This is a genomic window from Halopseudomonas xinjiangensis (genome assembly GCF_900104945.1).
GTDB classification, from domain to species: Bacteria; Pseudomonadota; Gammaproteobacteria; order Pseudomonadales; family Pseudomonadaceae; genus Halopseudomonas; species Halopseudomonas xinjiangensis.
Genome location: NZ_LT629736.1, coordinates 3,090,476 through 3,108,220, shown reverse-complemented (window position 1 = coordinate 3,108,220; position 17,745 = coordinate 3,090,476). Strand labels below are relative to the sequence as shown.

Annotated in this window: 19 protein-coding genes; 6 read left to right on the top strand and 13 right to left on the bottom strand. The window is 61.9% G+C overall.

What is annotated here, in order from left to right:
* Positions 1-29 precede the first annotated feature (29 nt).
* The 6 genes from atpG to BLT85_RS14560 all read left to right on the top strand — a co-directional run bounded on the left by atpG (position 30) and on the right by BLT85_RS14560 (position 5,784).
* The gene (atpG, locus tag BLT85_RS14585; protein WP_093396259.1) at positions 30-890 is read left to right on the top strand and encodes a F0F1 ATP synthase subunit gamma; all 861 of its coding nucleotides are present in this window, start codon (positions 30-32) and stop codon (positions 888-890) included.
* Positions 891-941: 51 nt separating this feature from the next.
* Positions 942-2,318: a F0F1 ATP synthase subunit beta gene (atpD, locus tag BLT85_RS14580; protein WP_093396257.1), complete on the top strand. Its 1,377-nt coding sequence runs from the start codon at positions 942-944 to the stop codon at positions 2,316-2,318.
* Positions 2,319-2,360: 42 nt separating this feature from the next.
* Positions 2,361-2,804 (top strand): F0F1 ATP synthase subunit epsilon, encoded by a 444-nt coding sequence (locus BLT85_RS14575; RefSeq protein ID WP_093396255.1) that lies wholly within the window; start codon positions 2,361-2,363, stop codon positions 2,802-2,804.
* Positions 2,805-2,992: 188 nt separating this feature from the next.
* Positions 2,993-4,360: a bifunctional UDP-N-acetylglucosamine diphosphorylase/glucosamine-1-phosphate N-acetyltransferase GlmU gene (gene glmU, locus BLT85_RS14570; RefSeq protein ID WP_093396252.1), complete on the top strand. Its 1,368-nt coding sequence runs from the start codon at positions 2,993-2,995 to the stop codon at positions 4,358-4,360.
* A 108-nt stretch (positions 4,361-4,468) separates the two neighbouring features.
* Positions 4,469-5,326: a flagellar brake protein gene (locus BLT85_RS14565; RefSeq protein WP_157718187.1), complete on the top strand. Its 858-nt coding sequence runs from the start codon at positions 4,469-4,471 to the stop codon at positions 5,324-5,326.
* Positions 5,323-5,784 (top strand): DUF192 domain-containing protein, encoded by a 462-nt coding sequence (locus BLT85_RS14560; RefSeq protein WP_093396247.1) that lies wholly within the window; start codon positions 5,323-5,325, stop codon positions 5,782-5,784. Before BLT85_RS14565 ends, BLT85_RS14560 begins: the two co-directional genes overlap by 4 nt.
* Here BLT85_RS14560 and BLT85_RS14555 read toward each other — a convergent pair.
* The 13 genes from BLT85_RS14555 to BLT85_RS14495 all read right to left on the bottom strand — a co-directional run bounded on the left by BLT85_RS14555 (position 5,781) and on the right by BLT85_RS14495 (position 17,731).
* On the bottom strand, positions 5,781-6,149 hold the full coding sequence (locus BLT85_RS14555) for a hypothetical protein (protein WP_093396244.1): 369 nt from the start codon (positions 6,147-6,149) through the stop codon (positions 5,781-5,783). The genes BLT85_RS14560 and BLT85_RS14555 overlap by 4 nt on opposite strands.
* Before the next feature lie 27 nt (positions 6,150-6,176).
* Positions 6,177-7,241, bottom strand: a complete 1,065-nt coding sequence (locus BLT85_RS14550; RefSeq protein ID WP_231701489.1) for a CobW family GTP-binding protein — start codon at positions 7,239-7,241, stop codon at positions 6,177-6,179.
* Positions 7,222-7,593 (bottom strand): DUF3301 domain-containing protein, encoded by a 372-nt coding sequence (locus BLT85_RS14545; protein WP_157718186.1) that lies wholly within the window; start codon positions 7,591-7,593, stop codon positions 7,222-7,224. Before BLT85_RS14545 ends, BLT85_RS14550 begins: the two co-directional genes overlap by 20 nt.
* A gap of 48 nt (positions 7,594-7,641) precedes the next feature.
* Positions 7,642-9,000 (bottom strand): glutamine synthetase family protein, encoded by a 1,359-nt coding sequence (locus BLT85_RS14540; RefSeq protein ID WP_093396238.1) that lies wholly within the window; start codon positions 8,998-9,000, stop codon positions 7,642-7,644.
* An 82-nt stretch (positions 9,001-9,082) separates the two neighbouring features.
* On the bottom strand, positions 9,083-9,775 hold the full coding sequence (gene tsaA / locus BLT85_RS14535; RefSeq protein ID WP_093396235.1) for a tRNA (N6-threonylcarbamoyladenosine(37)-N6)-methyltransferase TrmO: 693 nt from the start codon (positions 9,773-9,775) through the stop codon (positions 9,083-9,085).
* Position 9,776: 1 nt separating this feature from the next.
* Positions 9,777-10,709 (bottom strand): alpha/beta fold hydrolase, encoded by a 933-nt coding sequence (locus tag BLT85_RS14530; RefSeq protein ID WP_093396232.1) that lies wholly within the window; start codon positions 10,707-10,709, stop codon positions 9,777-9,779.
* A 90-nt stretch (positions 10,710-10,799) separates the two neighbouring features.
* On the bottom strand, positions 10,800-11,327 hold the full coding sequence (locus BLT85_RS14525) for a DUF3299 domain-containing protein (RefSeq protein ID WP_093396229.1): 528 nt from the start codon (positions 11,325-11,327) through the stop codon (positions 10,800-10,802).
* Positions 11,328-11,456: 129 nt separating this feature from the next.
* The gene (locus BLT85_RS14520) at positions 11,457-12,542 is read right to left on the bottom strand and encodes a 5-(carboxyamino)imidazole ribonucleotide synthase (protein WP_093396226.1); all 1,086 of its coding nucleotides are present in this window, start codon (positions 12,540-12,542) and stop codon (positions 11,457-11,459) included.
* 11 nt (positions 12,543-12,553) lie between these two features.
* Positions 12,554-13,045, bottom strand: a complete 492-nt coding sequence (purE, locus tag BLT85_RS14515) for a 5-(carboxyamino)imidazole ribonucleotide mutase (protein ID WP_093396223.1) — start codon at positions 13,043-13,045, stop codon at positions 12,554-12,556.
* 114 nt (positions 13,046-13,159) lie between these two features.
* The gene (locus BLT85_RS14510; protein ID WP_093396220.1) at positions 13,160-13,474 is read right to left on the bottom strand and encodes a P-II family nitrogen regulator; all 315 of its coding nucleotides are present in this window, start codon (positions 13,472-13,474) and stop codon (positions 13,160-13,162) included.
* Between the two features lie 4 nt (positions 13,475-13,478).
* The gene (locus tag BLT85_RS14505; protein ID WP_093396217.1) at positions 13,479-14,417 is read right to left on the bottom strand and encodes a sodium-dependent bicarbonate transport family permease; all 939 of its coding nucleotides are present in this window, start codon (positions 14,415-14,417) and stop codon (positions 13,479-13,481) included.
* 32 nt (positions 14,418-14,449) lie between these two features.
* A complete protein-coding gene (oadA, locus tag BLT85_RS14500; RefSeq protein ID WP_093396214.1) occupies positions 14,450-16,264 on the bottom strand; it encodes a sodium-extruding oxaloacetate decarboxylase subunit alpha in 1,815 nt (604 codons plus the stop codon).
* Between the two features lie 51 nt (positions 16,265-16,315).
* The gene (locus BLT85_RS14495) at positions 16,316-17,731 is read right to left on the bottom strand and encodes an acetyl-CoA carboxylase biotin carboxylase subunit (protein WP_093396212.1); all 1,416 of its coding nucleotides are present in this window, start codon (positions 17,729-17,731) and stop codon (positions 16,316-16,318) included.
* Between the last annotated feature and the right edge of the window lie 14 nt (positions 17,732-17,745).

The following is a 17,745-nucleotide window of genomic DNA, read 5'->3' as shown; positions in this document are numbered from 1 at the left end:
TGGCCTGAGGCTAACCTTATAGGTGTGACATGGCAGGCGCAAAAGAGATTCGCGGTAAGATCGCGAGTATTAGAAACACGCAAAAGATCACCAGCGCCATGGAGAAAGTGGCGGTCAGCAAGATGCGCAAGGCACAACAGCGCATGGCTGCCAGCCGTCCCTACGCTGAGCGGATCCGTCAGGTAATCGGCCATCTGGCCAACGCCAACCCGGAGTACCGCCATCCGTTCATGCAAGAGCGTGAAACCAAGCGGGTCGGGTATATCGTGGTCAGCACGGATCGTGGTCTTGCCGGTGGCTTGAACACCAACCTGTTCAAGGCCCTCGTGCAGCACATGAAAGAGTGGCGTGATCGTAACGTTGAAACCGAGCTGTGCGTCATCGGCAGCAAGGGCGCTGCGTTCTTCCGCAGCTACGGTGGCAATGTCGTCGCGGCGATCAACGGCCTGGGTGAAAAGCCCTCGCTGAGTGATCTGATCGGTAGCGTCAAGGTCATGCTCGACGGCTACAACGAAGGTCGTATCGATCGTCTGTATCTGGTATCCAACGAGTTCGTCAACACCATGGTGCAGAAGCCCACGGTGGAACAGTTGATTCCGCTGGTTCCGGCCGACAAGGCCGAGCTGAAGGGTCAATGGGACTACGTTTACGAGCCCGACGCGCGCGAGCTGCTCGATGGTCTGCTGGTTCGTTACATCGAATCGCAGGTATATCAGGCAGTGGTCGAGAACAATGCCAGCGAACAGGCTGCCCGGATGATTGCAATGAAGAGCGCCACCGACAATGCCGGTGACCTCATCAAGAACTTGCAGCTTATCTACAACAAGGCTCGCCAGTCTGCGATCACCCAGGAAATTTCGGAAATCGTTGGCGGCGCCTCCGCGGTCTAGCCCGACCCGGTATAAGCAACTACGGTTTCATACCACTTAGAGGAACCAGATATGAGTAGCGGACGTATCGTTCAAATCATCGGCGCCGTTGTCGACGTGGAATTCCCGCGCGAAAACGTACCGAATGTGTATGACGCGCTGCTGGTTGACGAGAAGGGCCTGACCCTGGAAGTCCAGCAGCAGCTTGGTGACGGCATTGTACGTACCATCGCCATGGGTACCACCGAGGGCGTGAGGCGCGGCCTCGACGTCAGCAACACTGGCGCAGCCATCTCCGTACCGGTCGGGATCAAGACCCTTGGCCGTATCATGGACGTGCTGGGCAATCCGATCGACGAAGCCGGTCCGATTGGCGAGGAAGAGCGCTGGGGTATTCACCGCGAAGCGCCCTCATACGCTGAGCAGGCGGGCTCCAACGAGCTGCTGGAAACCGGCATCAAGGTTATCGACCTGATCTGCCCGTTCGCCAAGGGCGGTAAGGTCGGTCTGTTCGGTGGTGCCGGTGTGGGCAAGACCGTCAACATGATGGAGCTGATCCGTAACATCGCGATCGAGCACAGCGGTTACTCGGTATTCGCTGGTGTGGGCGAGCGTACTCGTGAGGGTAACGACTTCTACCACGAGATGAAGGACTCCAACGTTCTCGACAAGGTAGCCCTGGTTTATGGTCAGATGAACGAGCCGCCGGGTAACCGTCTGCGCGTCGCCCTGACCGGTCTGACCATGGCCGAGAAATTCCGTGAAGAAGGTCGTGACGTACTGTTGTTCATCGACAACATCTACCGTTACACCCTGGCCGGTACCGAAGTATCCGCACTGCTCGGCCGTATGCCGTCTGCGGTAGGTTACCAGCCGACGCTGGCCGAGGAGATGGGTGTTCTGCAGGAACGCATCACCTCTACCAAGACTGGCTCGATCACCTCCATTCAGGCGGTATACGTACCGGCGGATGACTTGACCGACCCGTCTCCGGCGACCACCTTCGCCCACCTTGACGCGACCGTTGTACTGTCCCGTGATATCGCCTCGCTGGGTATCTACCCCGCAGTTGATCCGCTGGACTCCACTTCCCGTCAGCTGGATCCGCAGGTGATCGGCCAGGAACACTACGACACCGCTCGCGGCGTCCAGTACGTGTTGCAGCGCTACAAGGAACTGAAGGACATCATTGCCATTCTCGGTATGGACGAACTGTCCGAGGAAGACAAGCAGCTGGTGGCACGCGCTCGTAAGATCCAGCGCTATCTGTCGCAGCCGTTCTTCGTTGCTGAAGTGTTTACTGGTGCACCGGGCAAGTACGTATCGCTCAAGGACACCATTCGCGCATTCAGCGGCATCCTCAAGGGTGACTACGACCACCTGCCGGAGCAGGCTTTCTACATGGTCGGCACCATTGACGAAGCGATCGAGAAAGCGAAGAAAATGTAATGGGCGCGCCCGTTCAAACGGGCGCTGAACCGAGGCAATGATATGGCTATGACAGTGCACTGCGATATCGTAAGCGCAGAAGAAGAGCTGTTCTCCGGCCTGGTCGAGATGGTCGTGGCGCACGGCAACATGGGTGACTTGGGTATTCTGCCGGGCCACACTCCGCTGCTCACCGACCTCAAACCGGGTCCGGTTCGGGTCATCAAGCAGGAAGGCGGCGAAGAGGTGTTCTACATCTCCGGCGGCTTCATCGAGATCCAGCCAGGCATGGTCAAGGTGCTTGCCGACACGGCCATCCGTGCTGGTGACATCGACGAGGCCGCGGCCGCAGAAGCCAAGCAGGCAGCCGAGCGCGCGCTCAGCGAAAAAGGAGCAGAGTTCGATTACGGCTCAGCCTCCGCCCGCCTGGCTGAAGCATCCGCTCAGCTTCGTACCGTGCAGGAACTGCGCAAGAAATACGGCGGACCGGCCCTGAACAACCGGTAAACCGAAAAAAGGCAGCTCAGGCTGCCTTTTTTATTGCGCGCAATCCAGGTCGACGTCTCATACAGGCGGGTGAATGAGTTTCCGCCTCGCTGGTTCCGCCTTCGGTCCCAACCGGCACAGCTATCCCTTCATACCTTGCAGCTTTGCTATCATCCGTGCATTCGTTCGCTGATCGGGCTCCATTTTCTATGAATCTTCACGTCGTCATCCTCGCCGCCGGCCAGGGCACTCGCATGCGCTCGGCGCTTCCCAAGGTCCTGCATGCTGTTGCCGGCAAGCCTATGCTGGGCCACGTCATCGATTGCGCGCGCGGCCTGTCACCGACGCGTATTCACGTGGTGATCGGGCACGGCGCCGACCTGGTCAGGCAGACGCTGGACGCCGAGGATATCAACTGGGTCATGCAAACCGAGCAGCTCGGCACCGGTCATGCCGTCGCTCAGGCGCTGCCGGCTATCGACGCGGCTGACCAGATTCTCGTGCTTTACGGGGACGTGCCCTTGCTGCAAGTGGCGACACTCGAAGCGCTGAGCGCGCAGGCCGGTGCGCAGGCGCTCGGGCTGCTCACCGTCGACATGATCGATCCTACCGGCTACGGACGGATCATCCGCGACGCCGCTGGCCGCGTACAGGCTATCGTCGAACAGAAGGATGCCTCGCCAGAGCAACGCCAGGTCACCGAAGTGAACACCGGGATCATGGCTCTGCCTGGCAGCCGGGCCGCAGCCTGGCTGAACAGCTTGTCCAGTAACAATGCTCAGGGGGAGTATTACCTGACCGATGTTGTGGCCATGGCGGTCGAGCATTCGGTTCCGGTCGAAGTTGCCCAGCCGGTGGACGAGATTGAAGTGATGGGTGCCAACAACCGCCAGCAACTGGCGGTGCTGGAGCGTAGCTATCAGAGCCGTCAGGCTTCGCGGTTGATGGAAGAGGGCGCAACCCTCGCCGACCCGGCAAGGGTAGACGTTCGCGGCGATATCAAGGTGGGCCGTGACGTGTTCATCGATATCAACGTGATCTTCGAGGGCCGTGTTGTGATCGAAGACCAGGTCGAGATCGGCGCCCATTGCGTGATTCGCGACAGCGTTATCCGCTCCGGCAGCGTGATTAAGGCGTTCAGTCACATCGACGGTACCGACGTGGGCAATGAGTGCGATATAGGGCCCTATGCGCGTCTGCGTCCCGGAACCCGTCTGCAGCGCAAGGCGCGAATCGGTAACTTTGTCGAGACCAAGAAGGCGGAAATCGGCGAAGGTTCTAAGGTCAACCACTTGTCCTATATCGGCGATGCCGTGGTGGGCAAGGAGGTCAACGTCGGGGCGGGCACCATTACCTGCAACTACGACGGCGTGAATAAGTTCGTTACGCAGTTGGGGGATGGCGCGTTTATCGGCTCTAACACGGCACTGGTCGCTCCGGTACGCGTCGGCGCGGGCGCGGTGACCGGTGCCGGCTCCACGATCACGCAGGACGTCCCGGATGGATCCTTGGCGGTCGGGCGGGCCCGCCAGCGCAACATCGACAGCTGGAAGCGGCCGGTAAAGTCCAGCGATTGAAAAAAGCGTTTGTCCGGGCAATAGCAAGGGAACTTCCGTAGTATCAGAGTGCCATATGCGCTGTAACATTTAGCGCTCGAGGGAACGGTGGCCTACGGAGAAGCAAGCTTGCCCCTGATTATGCTCAAGGACGACGAAGTCGCCGTCGACGTGCCGTTGCCGTGGAACCTGCTGGACGCAGAGGGCACCGTGCTCTTCCAGCGGTCGACCATCATCGACAATCCGGCATTACTGGCTCAATTGCTCAAACTCGGGTTGTATCGTTGTGTCCCGGCTATTGTCGAGGAGGAGAAGCCCGAGCCTGCAGCGCCTGAAATTCAGACCTGCAGCATGGCCCAGATTCAGCTTGCGCCCGGCGACCATGTGCAGCTGCAGTGCCTGCATGGCAGCTCTGCCGAGCGTTACCAGGTGCGGATGATCGGATGCCACGCCCCGGTAAGCTTGATGGTCACCGCGCCGCTAGTGAATGGCCGGCTGGTTTTCATCAAGGAAGGCCAGCAGTTTCTGGTTCGCGGTTTCGTCGGCAAGGACGCTGTCGCCTATCGCACCCGGGTAATCAAGTCTCAACTCGCTCCGTTTCCCTATTTGCACCTGGCTTACCCGGAAACGGTTCAGTCCATGCGAATTCGCAGTACCGCGCGAGTGGCGGTGAATCTGGCTGCCTCGGTGACGTCACCGACCGGTACGGCCTCGGGGAAAATCGCCGACCTCAGCGTCGGTGGGGCGCGAATGTTGTCCAGCCGAGTGCTGGCGAAGAAAGACGACGAGATCAAGATGGCTTTTCGCATCAATCCGGCGGGGCTGGACGTTCATTTGACACTGCGTGGCAGGGTGCGGACGGTACAGCGGGATGAGAGTCGCCCCGATGTTGTGGCGACGGGCGTGGAGTTCTACAGCCTGAGCGAGCAGGAACGGCTGTACCTGACTAATATGGTGTACCAGAACCTGCTCAAGGATACCGTATGACCCTTCGCCTGATATGGCTCAGCACGCTATTCGCCGGTCTGCTGGCGGCTGGTTTGGTCAGCGCAGAAGACCTGACAGCCGAACTCGCAGGCGAAACCTTCAGCCTCGAGCTAGCCGATGACCCGGAGGAACGACGCCAGGGTCTGATGGGTCGCACCGAACTCAAGCAGAACGCGGGTATGCTGTTCGATTTCCCACCCGGTATCACGCCCGCGATCTGGATGCGCAACATGCATATCCCGCTCGACCTGATCTATCTCGATGAAGAGGCGCGCATCACCCACCTGTTTCGGCAGGTACCGCCGTGCGAGGCCATGCCCTGCACCCTGTATCGAGCCGATCGTCCCCTTCGTTTCGTCATCGAAGTGCCTGCCGGCACCATCGACCGCCTGAACCTCGAGCCAGGTGACACCGTCGACCTACAGGCGCGGCAGAACAGACCCGCACCGCGTGACTAGTCTGGAAAGCGCCATACACCCTGGCTGATCTTCTCGCAATAGGCGCGTAGAACCGGCGCGTCGTCGGGTTCGCTGTAGTAATGAATGGATTGCTGATAAGCGACGCCTTCCGTGCGCGAGCCTTCGCATATGCCGTATGCCTCGGTGGGACAGGCGTCGACCATGCTTACATGGAAAGTGCGCTGCGGGATTTCTGGCTGACAGAAACTGCTTTCGAACAAGTGCGGCGGAATACTGATGTTCTGCTGGCACATCCGAATCGGCAGGCCGTCATCGTTCGATTCGATCAGGCAGGCTTCAGCGCTGGCCAGGGCGGGGCAGACGGCGAGCAGCAGGCAGGGCAGGGTGAAACGTCGGGTAGTCATCGAAAGCTCGCCGCAAAAATGAGTACATTAGCTGGCTCGAACGGTTTTTCGCAAGGCCGCTTCCAGGGCACCTGCATCGGCCCTTTGAGACAGAATCAGCTCGATACGGTTGTCGCTGCGAGCGGTGCCAAAAGACCACGCGACCTCGCCGCCCTGCAAGGCGTTGAAGCGCTGCCAACCCTGCTCCGTGCGGATTGCCCCCTTGGCGCGAAGCCAGCGAGCTGCGGCGAGCCATTGTTCGATGGCGCAGCGGTTAAAGCAGACCGAAGGGTGGACTATCCAGCCGAGACTGAACGCGGTCCCGGTGCCTTGTTCGAAGCTTTGCTCGTGCCGTTGCCAGTCTTGCGTCGACCGCCACAGTCTCGCTGGCGGCGCGGCACCGGTCGGTAGATCAGCCTCGGCATATTCGCGCGGCGGTTCGGATTCCTGCTGTGAGGGTAGCGACGCCAGATGAACCTCGCCGTTGGAGCACCAGATTGTCTCGACGTCTGGGAGCGTCTCCGTGATGCGCTCGCGGGCCGGATCACTCACGGTCTCGGCCTTGTTCATGACCAGCATGCCGGCCAGCTCCAGCGCGTCCGCCTGCGAAGGAGCCAGCTTCGTCCCGGCCGCCAGCGCCGCGGCATCGAGCACCATTACCAGCGGATGTAATTGCAGCACCGTGTCCCAGGGCGGTTCGGACAACTGACGAAGCAGTGGCCGGGGATGGCCGAGCCCGGAGGTCTCAACGAATAGCCGGTCGGGTCGGGCTCGCCGCAACAGCCGTCCTAGGCCGACCTGGAAGGGCAGACCATTGATGCAGCACAGGCAGCCCCCGGGGATTTCACTAATGGTCAGATCCGGCTCGTGTCCGTTGTCCAGCAGCGCTGCGTCCAGGCCGACCTGTCCGAACTCGTTCACCAGCACGGCCCAGCGCTCCCCCGCCGGTCGCTGGGCAAGCAATGCGCGTAGCAGGCTGGTCTTGCCGGCGCCGAGCGGCCCGGCGATCAAATGCGTTGGGATATGCCTGAGCATGGAGTTGGTCATCGCGGCGGGGTGCAAAGGGTTCCACGTGGAACGCAGCGAAGCGAATCTAACGCAGATAGTGGACATTGCTCGGAGGCTCCACCGGTGCGTCGCCCGGGGGGCTCGGAAACGGGTGCGGGGCCAGCTCGATACGCAGAAACCGCTGCCCATGAAGCTCGATCCAGCCCGGATATCGCCGCTCACCGGTGACGGTAAATTCGAAGCCATAGCGCCGGATCAAACCAATCCTCGACCGCTGGTTTCGGCCAAGGCGCAAACGATTCAGCACGATGCTCTCGTCGAGCAGCTGCAGGTCACTGCGTTGGCAATGCTGCCGGACCATGGTCAACGCCCGGTCGCGCGCGCCCAGACCCCGCCAAAGCCAGGCGACGATGACACCGCCCAGCAGCATCAGGGCGACGTGGCCGAGATCGAACATGTTCATGGTCCTCAGATAAGTGACAACCAGTATGCCATGCCGGAGGACTCAGGCGCGATGCAGGTACCAGTCATAATCCTGCTGGCCCACTTCGCCCATGAACTGGCGGTATTCGGCTCGTTTGACGGCCAGGAAGATATCCAGGAAGCGAGCGCCGAGCATGTTGCGCGCCCATTCCGATTCAGCCAGACGCTCCAGTGCGGAATGCCAGTCGAGGCTCATGGCCTGGCCAGCCTGGGCGTAGCCGTTGCCCACGATGGCAGGCCCGGCATCGAGACGCTGTCGAATGCCCAGGTGCATGCCGGCGAGCACCGCAGCGGCGGCGAGGTACGGATTGGCATCGGCGCCGCATATGCGATGTTCGACGTGCCGGCTGAAGGGAGGACCGAGGGGAACGCGGAAGGCCACGGTACGGTTGTTCACGCCCCAGGTCGGCGCAACCGGCGCATAACTGTGGCTCTGGAACCGCCGATAGGAATTGGCGTTGGGGCAGAACAGCGCCATGCTGTCGGCGAGGCTCGCCTGCAGGCCAGCGATCGAATGGCGAAGCAGCGGTGTCCCTTCAGGCTCATCGCTGGCGAACAGATTATTGCCTTTCTCATCAGCCAGGCTGATGTGCAGATGGAATCCATTACCTACCAGCCCGGCGAACGGCTTGGCCATGAAACAGGCAATCAGTCCCTGCTGAGCAGCAACGGCCTTGATCAGCCGCTTGTAGAGCATCGTTTCGTCCATCGCCTGGAGCGCACAGCTACGATGTTCCAGAGTGATTTCCAGCTGACCGCAGCCGTATTCGGAAATGGCCGTGCGTGCCGGTACGCCCTGAACCTCGCATGCACTATAGAGTGCGTCGAGGAACGGCATGGCGCCCTCCAGCTCATCGATGCCGTATACCCCGGGATCCTGCGGTCGACGGCCATTGGTCAGGCGTGCCGGCAGGACGCGTCCGTCCTCGTCCTCCTCCAGCAGATAGAATTCAAGCTCGCCGGCCATCACCGGATGCAGGCCGTCGCTTTGCAATTCGGCGATGACGTCCATCAACAGTGCCCGCGGATCGGCGTGTCGGCCGAATCCGCCTTGCTCGGTATCGAGCATGACCTGAACCTGGGCGGTGTCGGTGAGCCATGGCACCAGGCGCAGGCTTCCGGTCACCGGAAAGGCGATGCCGTCGGCGTCGCCAACGTCCCAGACCAGGCCGGTCTCTTCGACATCCTCGCCGCGAAGGGTGAGCCCCATCAGCGAGCTCGGCAAGGCGCGGCCGTGTTCGTAGAGCGCGCGCATCTCCTCGCGGCGCAGATGCTTGCCACGCAGTACGCCGCCGCTGTCGCAGAGCAGCAGCTGAAAGGTGGTTATGTTGGGATGAGTCGAGAGAAAGACATCCAGCTCTTCGATGGCAGCGCGATACATGGCGGGTCCTCTGGGCATCGGTGTGCACTGATAACAAACCAGAAGCGCCGAGTTGTCAAAGAATCTGCCGGGTCGACGGGGCTCAGCGACGAGTCACTGTCAGGACACGAATGCGCTCGGGACAGGGGTAATGCCAGCTGACGTTGAGGTCCCATAGATGTACCCCGTATTCCCGCTCCGGTGTTGGCGTCTGATACGCCGGCTTGGGGTCCTGGTTCAGGCATTGCTCGATCAGTGCGATCACCGGTTCGCCCAACCGCTGGGCCTGACTCTGTGCGGCGACCAGTGCATCCGGCTGCCAGTCGACTTCAAGCAATGCCGGCGCGGCGTCGGCCAATCCATAGTGAGCGTTCGCCACTGAATCTGCGTAGGGAACGTAGGGTTTGATATCCAGCACCGGTGTGCCGTCGAGCAGATCGATCCCGGATATGTGCAGACAACCGTCCCCGACCGCATCCAGGCGCACCACCGATTGGCCGATCGGGTTAGGACGATGTGTCGCGCGGCTGGCGAACACGCCGATACGCTTGTTGCCGCCCAGGCGCGGTGGGCGCACCCGCAGATGTTCGGGGCCGCTTGGCGCGGCATGGAAGACGAACAATAGCCACAGGTGGGAAGCCTGTTCCAGCCCGCTCAGGGCTTCGGGCTGGTCGTAGGGTGACAGCAATTGAACCGTGCCCCGCGCCGCCGGCGCCAGCAGCGGTTGCCGGGGGATGGCGAATTTTTGGACGAAGCAGGACCGGACGATGCCGACGGGCTCGAAGCTGTAGGTCATGTCAGCCGTGCTGCAGAGGCGGGATGGCTTCGGGCTGGTCGAGTATGACGAAGTGGCTGCACTCTTCAACCTCGATGATCTGCAAGTTCTCTGCTTGCCGGGCGCTGCTCAGCATGGCGCGCGGATCCAGCACCCGGTCCCGCGCAGGCACCACGATGGCGCCTCGCTGCACGCAGCGGTAGCTGTCGGTGCCGGTTTCCGCCATCCACCGGTTCATATCCTTGATGTTGGTAACCAGCGTACTGCAGTGACGCCCGTTGAACGGGAAGCCCCATATGAGCTCGCGCTTGCGCGGATTCTCCAGCGACCCCCAGACCGCGCGATTACGATCCGAGATCGGCTGCTGCTGCCACGCCACCAGGAAGAAGGGGAACAGCCAGCGGGCGATGGCCGGCACCTGTGCATAGGGCTTGCCTTGCGGTAGTACCGGCGCCTCGAGTATCACCTCGACCGACTCGAACAGATCCGGTCGTTGCCGCGCGGCTTCCAGGGCGACCGCGCCACCGCGGGAATGCCCGTGCACGCGAACCTGGCGCGTGGTGACGAGGTGTTCCAGGGCCAGGTTGAGAATCGCCGCGTCATAGGCGATGGTGCCCGCGCGGTAGTCCGGCGTTCGCGCCCAGTTCGCAGTGGTGTAGGTCGGCTGGCTCACCGGCACGTGATAGTCGGCGCAGGTGAGCTTGATCAGCTCGATCGCCGGGTCGTCATAGTGCTCGGTAAAATACATGAAGTTTTCGACAAAGCCGTGGACCACGACAACGGTCGTCCTGGCTTCAGTGTTCGTGCGTCGGGCGATGCATGCTTCGCCAACCTGGTACAACTCGCCACGATAGCTGGTGGTTTGCTGCTGGGGAATGTCCTTTTTCAACAGCCATTGTCGCAGGTAGACCACGACGACTATGGCCAGGCCGATCAGGCCTATGAGCGTTTCCATTGCGACTCCATCCTTTGATAGTGACTCATCGACAGCATACCGATCCGACGCTGTGATCGAATCGCCCGGCTGGGTGAATAGTTGCGACGCTCACTCGCCGTCGTAGGGCCACACTCGTTGTGCGACGATCCGATAGCTCGCGTCCGCCAGTTCATTGCTGGTCTGATCCACCTGCAGCGTACCGCTTACCCACAACGGCACATAGATGTCATCGATACGCATGCCATCGGCGTATTCCACCAGAATGATCTGGTTGGGCGGCGGCGGTGGTACATGGATACATGCGCCTGCGTACGGTACCAGAAAGAAAAGCGTGTAAGCACCGGTTTCGCTAGTTTCCAGGGGTACCGGGTAGCCACCGATCTGCACGGCCTGTCCGTCATAGCTATCGACCACCCGCCGTGAATACATCACGTCGGGGAGCGATTCGTCACGCTGGCGCATGCCGGCGGTGAAATCGCCGGGCGTTTCATCGCCCGAGTCATGGCCAATCTCGGGCATGTCGAGCATGGCCTGGTAGTCCTCTTGCGGGAGCAGATCGAGCCAGTCGATTTCGGTCGGGGCGGCGCTTGCCAGACTCGAGAACAGCAGCGGAAGAATGAAACGGATAATTCGCATGAGGCACCGTGGGGAGGGGAGCAGTCCCGGCGTGGCGCGCCGGATCCATTCGAGGTGCTCTATGCTCGGCGATCCGCAACCAGCGGGCAAGCCCGCCGGAGTGCAGTCTATCGGCTCGACCGGTGGGTATCAGTGACGGTCGATCAAAGCCTGGACGTCAGCAATGCGCGCCTGCAAGGTGGCGCTGTCGGCACAGCGTAGTGTCGCATGGCCGACCTTGCGACCGGCCTTGAATGCCTTGCCGTAATGATGCACGTGGCAGTCGTCGATTGCCGCCACTTCGGCCACGGGCGGCACCGCGCCGATGAAGTTGAGCATGGCGCTTTCGCCGACCTTGGCGGTTGAGCCCAGCGGCAGGCCGGCAATGGCCCGCAGATGGTTCTCGAACTGGCTGCACTCGGCGCCTTCGATGGTCCAGTGGCCGGAGTTGTGTACGCGCGGAGCGATTTCGTTGGCCTTCAGCCCGCCGTCGATCTCGAAGAATTCGAACGCCAGCACGCCGACGTAACCGAGTTTGTCCAGCACCCGACTGGCATAGTCCTCGGCCAGCGCTTGCATGGGATGCGCCGAACTGGCCACGGACAGACGCAGGATGCCCTGGTCGTGGGTGTTGTGTACCAGCGGGTAGAAGCGGGTCTGGCTATCCTGGGCACGCACTGCAATCAACGAAACCTCTCCGGTGAAGGGTACGAAGCCTTCCAGCAGGCAGGGGACGTTGCCCAGCTCGGCGAAGGCGCCATGGACATCTTCCGGTGTGCGCAGGACTTTCTGGCCTTTGCCGTCGTAGCCCAGCGTGCGGGTCTTCATTACTGCCGGCAGGCCGATGCGCTTGACGGCCAGGTCGAGGTTTTCCTGCGACTGGATATCGGCGAATTCCGGAGTCGGAATGCCCAGCTCCTGAAACATCGACTTTTCGAACCAGCGATCACGGGCGATGCGCAGCGACTCGGCGTTCGGATAAACAGGTACGAACTGGGACAGGAAGGCGACCGTGTCGGCCGGCACGCTCTCGAATTCAAAGGTGACCACGTCAACCTCGTCCGCCAGCTGGCGCAGGTGATCACGATCACTGTAGTCGGCCCGGATATGCTCGCCCAGCGCCTGGGCGCAGGCATCGGGAGCAGGATCAAGAAACGCGAACTGCTGACCCAGCGGGGTGCCTGCCAGAGCCAGCATGCGGCCGAGCTGGCCGCCACCAATGACGCCGATCTTCATGATTCGATTCCTCAGGCCTGACGTGGGTCGGGGTGGTCCAGCACGGTATCGGTCTGGCGGGTGCGGAAGTCCTTGAGTGCCTGGTGGTAGTGCGGATGCTTGGCCCCGAGGATGCTCGCCGACAGCAGCGCGGCATTGATCGCGCCTGCCTTGCCGATTGCCAGCGTCGCCACCGGAACGCCGGCGGGCATCTGCACGATGGACAGCAGCGAATCGACACCCGAGAGCATGGAGGACTGGACTGGTACGCCGAGAACCGGCAAATGAGTCTTGGCCGCGCACATACCCGGCAAATGAGCCGCGCCGCCGGCACCGGCGATGATCACTTCAATGCCGCGGCTTTCGGCCTCTTCGGCGTACTGGAACAGCAGGTCCGGGGTGCGGTGAGCTGACACCACCTTGACCTCGAACGGGATCCCCAGCTGTTCCAGCATGTCGGCCGTGTGGCTCAGGGTGGACCAGTCGGACTTCGAACCCATGATCACGCCTACCAGTGCGGTCATCGCGGTGCCTCGCTCAGTGATGCCGCGAAAGCGCGGCAGAAACGAAAAGCGGGGAATTATAAGCCAGGCACCGGACACAAGCCACCAACATCAAGGTTGCCCGCACACGGGCAGTCAGCTGCGTGGCTGAAACTTTTGCGGCCGCAGGACTTCGACTTCCGACAGGAAGCAGACCATGGCGAAGTTGGCGTAGTACTTCTCCTGCACATGGTGGGCAATCTGCTCGGCGATCTCATGGGTGCAGATCACCTCCACGCGGATGTTGCCGTCATTGTCCCAACCCGCGCTGCGCACGCCCCGGCTGCCGCGGCCGCGTGCGTCGGAGATGGTCCAGCCCGGCGCGCCGTGCTGTTCGAGGTCGCGCAATAATCGCGATTCCAGTGGCGCCTCGCAGATGATGGTCAGTAGGGTGCGGGTAGGCATGCTCATGGGGTTAGCCTCCGTTGCTCAGCCATTGGGCCAGCGCCAGGTAAAGGGGAATGCCGACCAGTATATTGAACGGGAAGGTAATGCCCAGCGAGGCGGTGAGCGACAGGGCCGGGTTGGCCTCCGGAAGCGCCAGGCGCATGGCCGCCGGTACAGCGATGTAGGAGCCGCTCGCCGCCAACGTAGCAAGCACGGTCATGCCACCGACGGACAAGCCAAGTACGTGACCGAGCGAGGCGCCACACAGCGCGCCGAACAGCGGAAAACCCAGCGCAAAAACAGCCAGCCGCAGCCCGGCGGTCTTCAGGCTGCCAAAGTGGCGCGAGGCAATCAGACCCATTTCCAACAGGAAGAACGCCAGCACCGGCTTGAACATGCTGGTGTACAGCGGCTCCAGCGGCGCAATGGCCTGCTTGCCGGCCAGCACACCGATGACCAGGCCGCCGAGCAGCAGCATGATGCTCTTGCCGAGAAAGACTTCGTGACTCAGCGACTTCCAATCCGTGTCACGGCTGACACCCTTGGCCAGGAGGATGCCGACGATGATCGCGGGGATCTCCAGGACCGCGACGAACAGCGGCATGTAGCTCTCGAACTCGATGTCTTGAGACAACAGATAGGCGATGACCACCGCGAAGGTCGCGGCGCTCACCGAGCCGTAGTGAGCGGCGATACTGGCCGAGTCGGTACGATTGAAGCGCAACAGGCGTAGCACCGGGAAGCCGACCAGCGGCAACGCGATGCCGAGCGCCAGCACCGCCGCGGTTTGGCCGAGCAGTGCCGGACTGGCCTGTTCGGCCAGCTCCACGCCACCATGCAGACCGATTGCCAGCAGCAGAAGGATCGACAGCGTATCGTAGAGCCCAGGCGGGAGCTTCAGTTCGCTCTTGACCAGACCGGCGAACAACCCGAACACAAAGAACAATACAACCGGATCAAACCCCATGCTTTCCCTCCGCTAGACCGCTGTCAGCCCACTCATTCGATTTCGATGAGGATCTCGCCCGGGTTGACCCGGTCGCCCTTCGCCACGTTGACCGCTTTCACCGTGCCGTCGACGCCGGCCTGGATCTCGCTCTCCATCTTCATCGCTTCGCTGACCAGTACTGCCTGGCCGGCCTTGACCGTGTCGCCGACCTGCACCAGCACATCGACCACGTTGCCCGGCATGCTGGTGGTGACGTGGCCCGGCTGGCTGGCCTGCTTGCGCTGGGCACCGCCGCTGCCGCCGGCGTAACTGTTCAGCGATTCGAACACCGCTTCCTCGGGCATCCCGTCCAGGCTCAGGTAGAAGTGCCGCTTGCCGTCGCCCTTGACGCTGACGCCGGTGATGTCGACCCGGTAGGTCTCCCCATGTACGTCGATGATGAACTCGGTGGGGCTGCCGTCCTGAGCCATGGGCTTGGACGCGGTGCCGTCCGGGATCGGCAACAGCGCCTCGGGCTTGAGCGTGCCGGCGGCGCGCTCTTCGAGAAACTTGCGCCCGATGTCGGGGAACATGGCATAGGTCAGTACGTCTTCCTCGCTCTGCGCCAGGCTGCCTGCCTCCTTGCGCAGCTTGTCCATCTCCGGCGGAATCAGGTCGGCCGGGCGCACGTCGATGACGTCTTCCTTGCCGATCGCGCGGCGACGCAGGTCTTCGTTGATGGTGCCAGGCGCCTGGCCGTAGCGACCCTGCAGCAGCAGCTTCACTTCGTTGGTGATGGTCTTGTAGCGCTCGCCGGCCAACACGTTGAACACTGCCTGGGTGCCGACGATCTGCGAGGTCGGCGTCACCAGCGGCGGGTAGCCGAGATCGGCACGTACGCGCGGAATCTCCTCGAACACTTCCTGGATGCGGTTGAGAGCGCCCTGTTCCTTCAGCTGGTTGGCCAGGTTCGACATCATGCCGCCCGGTACCTGATTGACCTGCACGCGGGTATCGACCCCGGTGAATTCGCTCTCGAACTGGTGGTACCTCTTGCGCACGGCATGGAAGTACAGGCTGATGTCCTGGATCAACGCCAGATCCAGGCCGGTATCGTAAGGCGTGCCGCGCAGGGCAGCGACCATCGACTCGGTTCCCGGATGGCTGGTGCCCCAGGCCATGGAGCCGATGGCGGTGTCGATGTGGTCGGCGCCCGCTTCGATCGCCTTGATCTGGACCATCGCAGCCATGCCGGCTGTGTCGTGCGAGTGGATGAACACCGGCAGGCTGAGTTCGGCCTTCAGCGCACTGACCAGCTCGGCGGTGGCAAATGGCGTGAGCAGGCCGGCCATGTCCTTGATCGCAATCGAGTCGATACCCATGGCGGCCATCGCCTTGGCCTGTTTCACGTAGGCTTCGACGTTATGCACGGGGCTGGTGGTATACGCCAGGGTGCCCTGGGCGTGCTTGCCGGCATCCTTGACCGCAGCGATGGCGGTTTCCAGATTGCGTACATCATTCATCGCATCGAAGATGCGGTACACATCGATACCGTTCTCGGCGCTCTTGGCGACGAAGGCGCGGACCACGTCATCGCTGTAATGGCGGTAGCCCAGCAGGTTCTGGCCGCGCAGCAGCATCTGCAGACGCGTGTTGGGCAGCGCTTCGCGCAGCTGGCGCAGGCGCTCCCACGGGTCTTCCTTGAGGAAGCGCACGCAGGCATCGAAGGTCGCGCCGCCCCAGACTTCCAGCGACCAGTAACCGACCTGATCGAGCTTGGGGCAAATCGGCAACATGTCCTCGGTGCGCAGACGGGTGGCCAGCAGAGACTGGTGCGCATCGCGCAAAATGGTGTCGGTGACAGTGATTTTCCGTGCATTACTCATCATTCGTTCCTCATTCACCGCAAGCTTCAAGCGTGAAGCCTGCCGCTGGGTTCATAGTCCGGCATGCGCCGCGATGGCAGTAGCGATGGCCAGGGCCAGTTCTTCGGGCTTGCGCTTGACCGAGTACTGCAACAGTTCCGGGTGGCTGTCGACGAAGCTGGTATTGAATACGCCGCTACGAAACTCGGGATTGCGCAGAATTTCCTGGTAGTAAGGCGTAGTGGTCTTCACGCCCTGCAGGCGCATGTCGTCCAGAGCGCGCAGGCCACGGTCAAGCGCCTCTTCCCAGGTCAATGCCCAGACAATCAGCTTCAGACACATCGAGTCGTAGTACGGCGGGATGGTATAGCCGGTATAGATCGCGGTATCCACGCGAACCCCCGGGCCGCCCGGTGCGTAGTAACGGGTGATCTTGCCGAAGGAGGGGAAGAAATTGTTCTTCGGGTCCTCCGCGTTCACCCGGAACTGGATGGCGAAACCGGTGTGATGGATATCCTCCTGCTTGACCGACAGCGGGAGGCCGGAGGCGATGCGAATCTGCTCGCGGACGATATCGATACCGGTGATCTGCTCGGTGATGGTGTGCTCGACCTGGACCCGCGTATTCATTTCCATGAAATACACTTCGCCTTCCGCGAGCAGGAATTCCACGGTCCCGGCGTTCTCGTAGCCTACCGCCTGTGCTGCGCGGACCGACAGGTCACCGATGTACGCGCGCTGTTCGGGGGTGAGCTGCGGGCTCGGGGCGATCTCGATGAGCTTCTGGTTGCGCCGCTGTATCGAGCAGTCGCGCTCGAACAGGTGCACGGTGTTGCCGTGGCTGTCGGCGAGAATCTGTGCCTCGATGTGCTTGGGATTGACGATGCACTTTTCCAGGAACACATCCGCCGAGCCGAATGCCTTGGTGGCTTCGGAGATCACCCGTGGCCAGGCCTGTTCCAGTTCTTCGCGGCTGTTGCAGCGACGAATGCCACGCCCTCCGCCGCCGGATGTGGCCTTGAGCATGATCGGATAGCCCACGCGCTCGGCTTCTTTCAGTGCTTCACCCAGGTCCGCGAGATTGCCTTCGGTACCCGGCGTAACCGGCACGCCGGCGGCGATCATGCTGCGGCGCGCTTCGGTCTTGTCGCCCATGCGCCGGATCACCTCTGCCTCGGGGCCGATGAACTTGATTCCGCGCTGTGCGCAGATGTCGGCCAGTTCGGCGTTCTCCGAGAGGAATCCGTAGCCGGGATGCAAGGCATCGCAACCGGTCTCCACGGCCAGGTTGACCAGCTGGCGCGCATTGAGATAGCCGGCGAGCGGGTCGCTACCGATGTTGTAGGACTCGTCGGCGCGTTTGACGTGCAGGGCGTAGCGGTCGGCGTCGGTGTAGACAGCGACCGAGCGAATGCCCATCTCGGCGCAGGCGCGCACGATGCGTACGGCAATTTCGCCACGGTTGGCGATGAGGATCTTCTTGATCACGTCCGTTCCTCGTG

Bases quoted from the DNA above. Each gene is read 5' to 3' on its own strand.
- atpG (WP_093396259.1), top strand. From the start codon at position 30: ATGGCAGGCGCAAAAGAGATTCGCGGTAAGATCGCGAGTATTAGAAAC.
- atpD (WP_093396257.1), top strand. From the start codon at position 942: ATGAGTAGCGGACGTATCGTTCAAATCATCGGCGCCGTTGTCGACGTG.
- BLT85_RS14575 (WP_093396255.1), top strand. From the start codon at position 2,361: ATGGCTATGACAGTGCACTGCGATATCGTAAGCGCAGAAGAAGAGCTG.
- glmU (WP_093396252.1), top strand. From the start codon at position 2,993: ATGAATCTTCACGTCGTCATCCTCGCCGCCGGCCAGGGCACTCGCATG.
- BLT85_RS14560 (WP_093396247.1), top strand. From the start codon at position 5,323: ATGACCCTTCGCCTGATATGGCTCAGCACGCTATTCGCCGGTCTGCTG.
- BLT85_RS14555 (WP_093396244.1), bottom strand. From the start codon at position 6,149: ATGACTACCCGACGTTTCACCCTGCCCTGCCTGCTGCTCGCCGTCTGC.
- BLT85_RS14550 (WP_231701489.1), bottom strand. From the start codon at position 7,241: ATGTCCACTATCTGCGTTAGATTCGCTTCGCTGCGTTCCACGTGGAAC.
- BLT85_RS14545 (WP_157718186.1), bottom strand. From the start codon at position 7,593: ATGTTCGATCTCGGCCACGTCGCCCTGATGCTGCTGGGCGGTGTCATC.
- BLT85_RS14540 (WP_093396238.1), bottom strand. From the start codon at position 9,000: ATGTATCGCGCTGCCATCGAAGAGCTGGATGTCTTTCTCTCGACTCAT.
- tsaA (WP_093396235.1), bottom strand. From the start codon at position 9,775: ATGACCTACAGCTTCGAGCCCGTCGGCATCGTCCGGTCCTGCTTCGTC.
- BLT85_RS14530 (WP_093396232.1), bottom strand. From the start codon at position 10,709: ATGGAAACGCTCATAGGCCTGATCGGCCTGGCCATAGTCGTCGTGGTC.
- BLT85_RS14525 (WP_093396229.1), bottom strand. From the start codon at position 11,327: ATGCGAATTATCCGTTTCATTCTTCCGCTGCTGTTCTCGAGTCTGGCA.
- BLT85_RS14520 (WP_093396226.1), bottom strand. From the start codon at position 12,542: ATGAAGATCGGCGTCATTGGTGGCGGCCAGCTCGGCCGCATGCTGGCT.
- purE (WP_093396223.1), bottom strand. From the start codon at position 13,045: ATGACCGCACTGGTAGGCGTGATCATGGGTTCGAAGTCCGACTGGTCC.
- BLT85_RS14510 (WP_093396220.1), bottom strand. From the start codon at position 13,474: ATGAGCATGCCTACCCGCACCCTACTGACCATCATCTGCGAGGCGCCA.
- BLT85_RS14505 (WP_093396217.1), bottom strand. From the start codon at position 14,417: ATGGGGTTTGATCCGGTTGTATTGTTCTTTGTGTTCGGGTTGTTCGCC.
- oadA (WP_093396214.1), bottom strand. From the start codon at position 16,264: ATGAGTAATGCACGGAAAATCACTGTCACCGACACCATTTTGCGCGAT.